The 8,984-nt window shown below is 46.4% G+C and carries 7 protein-coding genes and 1 tRNA gene; 5 read left to right on the top strand and 3 right to left on the bottom strand.

All coding sequences use genetic code 11. From position 1 onward, the window contains the following. Positions 1-150 precede the first annotated feature (150 nt). Positions 151-999 carry a M28 family metallopeptidase gene (locus IM322_RS12770; protein ID WP_287674843.1) on the bottom strand — a complete coding sequence of 283 codons (849 nt, stop codon included), beginning with the start codon at positions 997-999 and terminating at the stop codon, positions 151-153. A 248-nt stretch (positions 1,000-1,247) separates the two neighbouring features. On the opposite strand from IM322_RS12770, the gene IM322_RS12765 reads away from it, so the two are divergent. Next, a complete protein-coding gene (locus tag IM322_RS12765; protein ID WP_287674844.1) occupies positions 1,248-2,627 on the top strand; it encodes a flavin monoamine oxidase family protein in 1,380 nt (459 codons plus the stop codon). An 80-nt stretch (positions 2,628-2,707) separates the two neighbouring features. Here IM322_RS12765 and IM322_RS12760 read toward each other — a convergent pair whose 3' ends face one another. Next, positions 2,708-5,233: a mannose-1-phosphate guanyltransferase gene (locus IM322_RS12760; protein WP_287674845.1), complete on the bottom strand. Its 2,526-nt coding sequence runs from the start codon at positions 5,231-5,233 to the stop codon at positions 2,708-2,710. Positions 5,234-5,439: 206 nt separating this feature from the next. Between IM322_RS12760 and IM322_RS12755 the strand changes: the two genes are divergently transcribed. Continuing rightward, the gene (locus IM322_RS12755) at positions 5,440-5,631 is read left to right on the top strand and encodes a hypothetical protein (RefSeq protein WP_287674848.1); all 192 of its coding nucleotides are present in this window, start codon (positions 5,440-5,442) and stop codon (positions 5,629-5,631) included. 161 nt (positions 5,632-5,792) lie between these two features. After that, positions 5,793-5,866: transfer RNA gene (locus IM322_RS12750), tRNA-Arg, on the top strand. Between the two features lie 352 nt (positions 5,867-6,218). Here IM322_RS12750 and IM322_RS12745 read toward each other — a convergent pair. Then, a complete protein-coding gene (locus tag IM322_RS12745; protein ID WP_287674850.1) occupies positions 6,219-6,767 on the bottom strand; it encodes an RDD family protein in 549 nt (182 codons plus the stop codon). Between the two features lie 418 nt (positions 6,768-7,185). Here IM322_RS12745 and IM322_RS12740 point away from each other — a divergent pair, with 418 nt between their 5' ends. Both IM322_RS12740 and bioF read left to right on the top strand, forming a co-directional pair. Next, positions 7,186-7,545, top strand: coding sequence for a DUF6464 family protein (locus tag IM322_RS12740; RefSeq protein ID WP_002763426.1), 360 nt, complete (start codon positions 7,186-7,188; stop codon positions 7,543-7,545). A gap of 66 nt (positions 7,546-7,611) precedes the next feature. Beyond that, entirely contained in the window at positions 7,612-8,769 is a 1,158-nt protein-coding gene (bioF, locus tag IM322_RS12735) for an 8-amino-7-oxononanoate synthase (RefSeq protein ID WP_287699045.1), read from the top strand. Positions 8,770-8,984 lie beyond the last annotated feature (215 nt).

Here is an 8,984-nt window from a genome sequence, read left to right as displayed (position 1 = left end):
GTAGGTTGGGTTGAGCAATAATAACTCTTGTCTGTCAAATATTAGCGACGCTTGAGCGAAACCCAACCACACCAATGTCGTCAATAATGTTGGGTTTCTAACTGGGATTGGTGCGTTAGCGTTAGCGTAACGCACCCTACAGGCTAACTTTTATCTCATCGGTAAAGATTGCAATCCCAAACAAAGTCCTTGACAGACTCTTGCTAGGAAATTTAAGTCTAAAGTAGCGATTGTATCCTGAGAACTATGATAGTAGGGATTACGCATATTAGCCGTATCTGTCACCATAATTGCCGAATAACCGCGACTCCAAAAAGGAGAATGATCGCTGCGTCGAGTATCGGGGACGATATAACCTGCAAAAATTACCGGCAACCATTCGCAGGGAGTCTGATTTTCTCTCATGACTCGACTGAGAAACTTTAAATCCTCGCGGGTTTTGAGATTGCCAATCAAAGCGATAAAATCCCCGGTGTTGGGGTAAAAATATTCTAGAAAAGCTGGATATTTTTGAGAATGGGGATTTTTATCACAGTAACCAAGCATTTCTAAGGATAACATTAACCTTAAATCCTGCTTAGTTTGTTTTAATTTTTCCGAATATGCAATGCTCCCCAGTAATCCGTATTCTTCTAGATCAAAGGCAATTAAACGAATTGGATAATTAGCCTGATTCTCCCCAAAAAACCTCGCTAATTCTAATAATACCGCTAATCCCGTGGCGTTATCGTCGGCCCCAGGCGACCCCGGCACCGTGTCATAATGAGCGCCAATTAAAATCGGGGGTTTTTGACTATTATTAGGCAAATCCAAGATTAAATTTTCGTAAACTTTTCCCTGAAAAGGGAAAAAATGTGATTCAACCTTTCCCCAATTGCCTAACTCTTGCCGCAGGTATTCTCGCACATAAAAATGTCCTTGACTAGAGAAAAAAGGGTTTCTTTCTCTGACAATTTGTTCTAGGTGTTGGCTTAAGCGATCGCTAAGAAGATCAAACATTGATGGCAGCAGATAATTTAATCAAAAGAGCCAATGGATAGAGAAACTGAGGGAAAAATCGGGGGCTCTTCTGGTTTCTGTGTGGAAACGAGGTCTATACTGATAGAATATCCGCAAAATAGTCCTAAAAGTCTTGTCCAATAAGCACTTCAGGATTCCATAAGCAAAAATTATCACACAAGGTCGAGGAGAGCCAATCGGGGAGAATAATAATTGTTAATTATCAGGTATTCTGTGGGGCTAAAATCATGACATCAATGTGGACTAGCTATGAGTGTATCGTTGTCGGGGCAGGATTAGCAGGATTAGTCGCTGCGCGTAATCTCCAGAGGCGAGGTCATCAAGTTCTGGTGATCGAAGCGCAAAATCGTTACGGTGGCAGAATGTCTGGTCAATATCTCCCCTCGGGACAGTGGATCGATCGAGGTGGTCAGTGGGTGGGCCCAACCCAAGAGCGTTTTTTGGCCCTCCTCGAGGAGTATAAAATACGTCGTTTTCCCTCTCCCAATCAGGGAAAAACCGTCCTAGTGTTCAACAACAAACGCTATGAATTCAACGGTTTTTTTCAAGGTTTCCACGAGGGAGAAGTACCCGATATCGGCGCGGCAGAATGGCAAGATGCGATGTCAGCATGGGCGCGTTTTCAAGAACTAGCCAAAACCCTACCTTCAGGTTATCCCCAAAGCAACGATCACACCAAAAAACTAGACAGTAAAACTTTTGCCCAGTGGATTGAAGAAAACACAAACACAGATTTTGGTCAATGGTATTTTGCTTATATGGCGCGTGCAGTGGGGTTTCTCGGGCCGGCCGAACCCCACCAAGTCTCACTGCTGCACGTTCTTTGGGGACAAAATTGCGCCGCTCAAGCCGAACATCCAGAAGCCGAACTGATCCATGGCGGAGCGGGACAAATTCCCGACAAGATCGCGGCGGAGTTAGGAGAGCGAATTCGACTGGGGGAACCGGTTTTTCGCCTTAATTATGACTCGGCCGGCGTGACCATAGAAACCAGCCAGAACACTTTTACCGCCAAATTTGCCATCATTGCCATGCCGCCCCATCTTGCCGGCCGCATTATTTATGATCCACCGATGCCACCCCAGCGAGAACAACTAACCCAACGAGTACCGATGGGATGCTGCGCTAAAGTCCTGATTTCCTATGAGCGACCTTTCTGGCGAAAACAGGGACTAGCCGGACTTGCTCAAGGCAATTGTCAATGGTTGGAACTCTGTGCTGATAGTTCCGATCCCGAAACTGGCGTGGGGGTAATCGCCACCTTCCTAGTTGGCGATCGCTATAGTCGTTGGCGCTCGATGAGTGGCCCAGCGCGCCGTGCCGCCGTCCTTTCGGATTTAGCTATTTATTTCGGTCAAGAGGCCCTTTTCCCGATCAGTTACGATGAGGTGGATTGGCCCGGGGATCCCTGGACTGGTGGAGCCTATGCCGCCTTTATGCCCCCCGGAGTCTGGACAAGTTTCGGCGAGGCTCTTTTTACTCCCGTCGGACCGATTCACTGGGCCGGAACAGAAATGGCCGATCGCTGGCCGGGATTTTTTGAGGGAGCGATCCGCACCGGTGAGGCAGCGGCCGATCGAATCGCCTTGCTTTTACGGGAAAAATGAGCATTTACAGGGCTACGCCACCTTTTAGGTCAAAAAAAACCTGATAGTCAAGTTTCGCCGGCTAATGGGGTAAAAAACTCTTAAATCATCACTATTTCGCCTTGGTAATGTTCGACGAAATGCTGCACACGATGACGATATTCTTTAATTGTCCGATCGACCCATTCGCGCTGCTCACTGTTAGCGTAGATATGCACTAAAGGTTCTCCAGCATCGGGTAAAATCAATACCCAGTCATCATTAAGGGGATTAATCACCTTCACCCCATCGATCAACTCTAGATTATCGGTAGCGTGAGTTTCCACCAGATAGCGCATCAGAGAACCCTTTACTTTCCAAGGACAGCGCACCGCCGTACTTTTATTATAAATGCGCGGTAACTCGGCCCGCACCTGAGCTAGAGAACGTTCCTGAATGGTTAACATCTCCAAAAGTTTCGCCACGCTGAACATGGCATCGAAACCGGGATGTAATTGCGGAAAAATAAAGCCAGTTTGCCCAGAGCCTCCTAAAACCACATTAGGATTGGTTTGACATCCTTCCATTAAAGCGCTAGGACTGGCTTTTGTCCGCACCACCCGGCCATCGTGACGACGCGCGATCTGTTCCACGGCACTAGAAGCATGAACCGGCACTACCACTGTACCGCGAGGATGGGCGGTCAGAATTGTATTTACCATTAGAGCAGTTAATTGTTCCCCGCGAATCGATAAACCACTCTCATCGACGAGGACTAATTGTTCCCCGTTGGCCGAAACTTGTACGCCTAAGTTCGCTTTCAGGGCCTCCACCACATGGCCCAATTGATGGATCAGTAACTCTCTTTCCTGCATGGAAAGGGCATTCTGACGTAAACTGGCATTGAGAACCACGGCATCACAGCCAAATTTGGCCAGTAATTCTGGTAAAATTGCCCCTGAGACTCCGTAGGCGTAATCAATGACGATTTTGGAACCACTATTGCGAATAGCCTCCACATTTAGCTGAGTTTCAAAGGTTTTGCGGTAATTATCGAGAATATCAGCCGGATAGGACATACTGCCGATTTCCTGCATTCCCACCCGTCGCAGATCTTCTTTGAAATAGGCCCCTTCGATTTTCTTTTCCCTCGCTTTGGAAACATTAATCCCTTTTTCGTCTAAAAACTCGATTAAGAGAAAATCCGGGCGATCGGGATGGATACGGACGTGAATGCCACCGACTACGTTTAATTTAGCCACTAAAGTCCTGGAAATCGGTAAAGCATTCGCTTGTAGGTTTTGGATATTAACCCCCACGGACATTAAACCGGCAATCAGCGATCGACTGACCATGCGCGAGACACTACGTTGATCCCGGGAGACGATTACCGTTGACCCCGGTTTCAGGATAGAACCGTAGGATGCCCCCAGTTTAACGGCGAATTCGGGCGTGATATCGATGTTAGCCAGGCCCGATACTCCTCGTTGACCAAAGAGGTTTTTATGGGCAGTATTTCCCCAAATCAGGTTAATATTGAGGATGGCTCCCGATTCGATCTGTTTACTCGGCCAGACTCTGACCCCAGAATTGATCTGCGCTTCTTCCCCCACGATCGATAATTGTCCGATCACCGCACCTTCGTGTACCTGGGCCCGTCGATCGATTCTGGTTCCCCTAGCGATCGTACAAGCGGCTAAATTGACCTCATCCCCGATCACCACACCATTCCAGAGGATGGGACGTTTCAGATCGGAACCAGCACCGATGGTGACATTATCGCCGATAACCGAACCCCTCTCGATCAGAACATTTGCACCAACGCGGCAATGATTGCCGATCATGGCCGGGGCCTCAATGTGGGCGCTAGGATCGATATAGGTATTAGTACCGACCCACACCCCGGGGGATTTTTCTCGATAGGGAAATTCTAGGTTAACTTTGCCGGATAAAGCGTCGTATTGCGCTTCTCGGTAGGCCTCCAGATGACCGACATCGCACCAATAACCATCGGCCACATAACCATACATAGGTTCGCCCCTTTGCAGCAGCAGCGGAAACAAATCTTTAGAAAAGTCGGCTTCTTCTTTGTAGGGGAGATAATCGAGGACTTCTGGTTCGAGAATATAGGTTCCGGTGTTGACAGTATCGGAAAAAATCTCGCTGGTGGATGGTTTTTCGATAAAACGGCGAATTCTGCCTTCTTTGTCGGTAATCACTACCCCAAATTCGATCGGATTGGGAACCCGCGTCAGGACAAGGGTTGCTTTCGAGTTTTTACTTTTATGGAATGCGATCGCTTTTTGCAGGTCAAAATCGGTGATACTATCGCCACTAATCACCAGAAAGGTATCATCTAACCATTCGGCAATATTTTTCACACATCCTGCGGTGCCTAGGGGTTGATCCTCCTCCACAGCGTAGGTGATTTTTACCCCAAAGTCGCTGCCGTCTTGAAAGTAGTCGCGCATGACATCGGGGAGATAGTGCAGGGTGGTGATAATTTCGGTAATGTCATGCTTTCGTAGTAAATTGATAATATGTTCGGCGATCGGACGGTTGAGAATCGGTACCATCGGTTTGGGAAGATCACAAGTAAGCGGACGTAATCTTGTCCCTGAACCACCTGCCATTAATACCGCTCGCATAATTTCCTCCCAAGGCTATCTTTTCGCCGTTTTTAAATATTTTTTTCAAATTCTGGCTTTAGTTTCCCGACATCGATCGAGCTAGTCCCTAACCGGCATTCTAACACCGTCCCCCCGATTCAGAACAATATTTTCTTTTCCCAAGTCGGCAAAACCAAAGCTTAAAATAGGAGATGTGAATTGTCTAAATCTAAGGATGAGATGGCATGAGACTGGTTATTTTTCTCTTAATAATCTTTTATGGTTTCGGTGGTTGGAAGTTCTGGAATGGGTACAGAAGCACTAACTTTAGTTCCAGTTTACCCAATCGTCTAGCTCTAACACTGTTCTGGCCGCTGCTCTTCGCTGTTCATCCTGCCTATCGCAAGAATTTTAGAAAAGCCTTCAAGGGCAAATAAAATTAACATACTGCCAAGGTCACGACCATAAAACAGAAACTAGGTGGGTATCGAGGCGTTTTCTGCTGGATTAGTCGAGATTACCCCCCCAAAAAAAACCTAAATAATCCACGGCAATCAACAGTTTAGCCGTGGGGCTTATCATGGTTAGGGGAAAAATTGGGGTCGTAGCTCAGTTGGATAGAGCGAGTGCCTCCTAAGCACTAGGCCGCCGGTTCGATCCCGGCCGATCCCGCCTTTTTCAGTGATCAGTAAACAGTAAACAGTGAAAAGATACTGGGAAACTGCTATTTAGGGTTTGCTGAATAAATCTAAAAACATTGTTCGATAAGACTTTTAGACCTTTTTGAAATCTAAAAGTACCGGCCATTGGAGTGAGCGGGGGGAAAATTCAGGTACTTTTTCCCTGAAAATTAGGTAGTTGACCACCTGAAAATCGGTAAAACCCTACACCCCACACCCCACACCCCACACCCTACCCCCAAGAAAAACTTTTTGCCGCAAACCCTATTTAATACTGCTCACTTAAAACTCAAAACTTAAAACTGATAACTGATCACTGATAACTGATCACTGATAACTGATATTTATTTTCTCATTCTGCCCTTAACTTGATACCAAAGCCTTCTTAAACGTAGATCGAGAGAAAAACCTCGACGGGTGGGAATAACAATCGTACCACCGATGCGATCGTGGAAAGCTTGGTTAAATTGCTCATCACCGATCGCCATACCACAATCGGCGAAAAGGGGCGAAGATAATAAAATCAAACTTAAAGGATTGTCAAAAAAAGTATTTAACCCTAACATCATTAAAGCTGCCCCCCCACCAGCGATCGCCTCTCGTTTGCTTAACTCCAAAATTCCGGGTAAACGCTGAAGTCGTAGATCGATGATCTTCATATCCAAGGCCCAACGTCCTAAACTCTGACCCTGATTCTGCGCTACCAATAACACCCGCAAACACCACCAAATCAGGAGAAAAAGGAAGAGTTGCAGTACAGGCGCACCATTGGCAAAGGAGCTTAAAAACCAGATCGAGGCAAAGTCGATCAGGAAAGCATAGGCCCGACGATCTAAGGGAATTTTCGGAAATTTTTGCGGTAGATTATCTTCAGGCGGGATCGGGTAAACCATAAAGTAAATTCTCGGAAAAATCCTGCGGTTTATCTTCTACTTTAATCGGGAAATTGGCAATTCTAGGATAGTTGTCTCTTGTCTTTTTTCTCCTCCTGTCTCGGAGTCTTCTGTCTCGGGGTCTCCTCACCTAACGGAAGATTTTTGATTTTTGCAGGAGATATAATTAGGGTCTGCTGAATAAATCTAAAAACCTTGTTGGGTAAGACTTTTAGACTTTTTGTCAATCAAAAAGTACCAGGCATGGGAGTGATCAGGGGGAAAATTCAGGTGGTAAAACCCTACACCCCAACCCCCAACCCCCAACCCCCAACCCCCAACCCCCACCGAAAAACTTTTTCAGCAGACCCTAATTATTAATCGACTCGGAGATCTAAGCTACCATTGAGCAAAGGTAGCCCAGAATACAGGGATAATCATGGAGCAAGATTCATTAACAACGGAGGTTATTCTGACCCATCCGCGGCAAAGTTTGGGAGAGATACAGTTGGATTGGATGCCACAACCGGGTAATTATTTGGCCTTAAAAGGACAAACCTATGCGGTTTTGGAACGTCACCACCAGTATCAATACAAGATTGGTGGCTATTGTTTACGCAAAATATCCCTTTATGTACAAACTGCTCCCACTCCTAACGAAAAAAGTTTGATTGAAGGACGTTGGGTGATGGGGGATGCTAGTTGTCGTTTTAACGCTAGATCCGAACTGTTGCGCTGTGCGATTAACCCCCCAGGTCCCTGTCAAGATTGTCGTTTTTACGAAACTATTAACCCTTAAAAGAGCTTTTTTAGGGAACAATCTGACTATTTTCCCCTAGCTAACCGCTATATTGATCAATCGCTCATGAATCATCCTTACTCTTGGATCGAGGATAGCTTAAAAACCCTCCATCGGGCCAATTGGTATCGAAGGGTTAAAACCATTCAGGGCCGGGGCGGAGCCGTTATAGAATTAGAGGGTCGAGCGCTGCTCAATTTTGCCAGCAATGATTATCTGGGATTAGCAGCCGATGAAAGAATGATCGCGGCAGCCATAGCAGCGACACAACGCTATGGAACTGGAAGCACCGGCTCGCGTCTATTAACTGGACACCGAGATATTCATCGAGACTTAGAATTAGCGATCGCATCTTTTAAAAATAGCGAAGACGCGATCGTTTTTAGTTCGGGATATTTAGCCAATTTGGGGACAATTACCTGTTTAGTGGGGCAGAAAGACCTGATTTTAGGCGATCAATACAATCACTCTAGCCTCAAAAATGGAGCCAAGTTAAGCGGCGCTACGGTGAAAGAATACCGGCACAATAGTCTCGAAGACTTAGAAAATCAGTTATTAACCCACCGTCATCACTATCGTCATTGTTTACTGCTCACCGATACAGTGTTTAGTATGGATGGGGATATCTGTCCCCTAGCGGGAATTCTCGCTCTAGCCGAGATGTATAATTGTATGGTTTTGGTGGATGAGGCCCACGCTACCGGGGTTATGGGGGAAAATGGCACAGGTTGCGTAGAATATTGTGGTTGTCAGGGACGGGAATTAATTCAGATGGGAACCCTGAGTAAAGCTTTGGGTAGTTTAGGGGGATATGTGACAGGAAGTGCCAAAATTATCGACTTTATCCGCAATCGCGCCGCCACCTGGATTTATACTACCGGTTTATCCCCCGCCGACACCGCCGCCGCTAGAATGGCTTTAGAGATTATTCGTCTGGAACCGGAACGTCGCCAACGCTTACACCAAAATATTAATTTTGTCAAGAGTAAATTAAATAATTTTAATATATTGCCTTCGGAAGCGGCGATTTTATGTTTACCGGTAGCCAATCCGGGTCAAGCCCTAGAATTATCGCAAAAACTGCTAGAAAAAGGGATTTTTGCCCCCGCAATTCGTCCTCCTACCGTTCCCACCAGTCGTCTGCGGTTTACTGCTATGGCCACCCATAGCCTCGCCCATCTAGAGATTCTTGTCCAGTCTATTGGCGAGTCTTTCCCCACATAGGGAAAAAGTTTTTCGTGGGTTTTGGAAAGAGAACCAGAGCAACATCACCTCGACTAACCGTTGGCTTTGGCTGCATCATCGAAAATTTTGGGTGGGAAACCCCGCCGTTCTAGGTTGGCTTTACGTTAGAATTAAAAAGACCGTCTCGAAAACCAAGTGGGCGGACAGCACCTTGAAAACTCGGCTTAGGGGGTTCCGTTCAGAAAAGCTTGTCC

The organism is Microcystis sp. M109S1 (genome assembly GCF_020247025.1).
Classification (GTDB): Bacteria; Cyanobacteriota; Cyanobacteriia; order Cyanobacteriales; family Microcystaceae; genus Microcystis.
This window is presented reverse-complemented; position numbering and strand designations above follow the sequence as displayed.

Coding starts and splice junctions, on each gene's coding strand:
- IM322_RS12770 (WP_287674843.1), bottom strand. CDS start 999: ATGTTTGATCTTCTTAGCGATCGCTTAAGCCAACACCTAGAACAAATT.
- IM322_RS12765 (WP_287674844.1), top strand. CDS start 1,248: ATGACATCAATGTGGACTAGCTATGAGTGTATCGTTGTCGGGGCAGGA.
- IM322_RS12760 (WP_287674845.1), bottom strand. CDS start 5,233: ATGCGAGCGGTATTAATGGCAGGTGGTTCAGGGACAAGATTACGTCCG.
- IM322_RS12755 (WP_287674848.1), top strand. CDS start 5,440: ATGAGACTGGTTATTTTTCTCTTAATAATCTTTTATGGTTTCGGTGGT.
- IM322_RS12745 (WP_287674850.1), bottom strand. CDS start 6,767: ATGGTTTACCCGATCCCGCCTGAAGATAATCTACCGCAAAAATTTCCG.
- IM322_RS12740 (WP_002763426.1), top strand. CDS start 7,186: ATGGAGCAAGATTCATTAACAACGGAGGTTATTCTGACCCATCCGCGG.
- bioF (WP_287699045.1), top strand. CDS start 7,612: ATGAATCATCCTTACTCTTGGATCGAGGATAGCTTAAAAACCCTCCAT.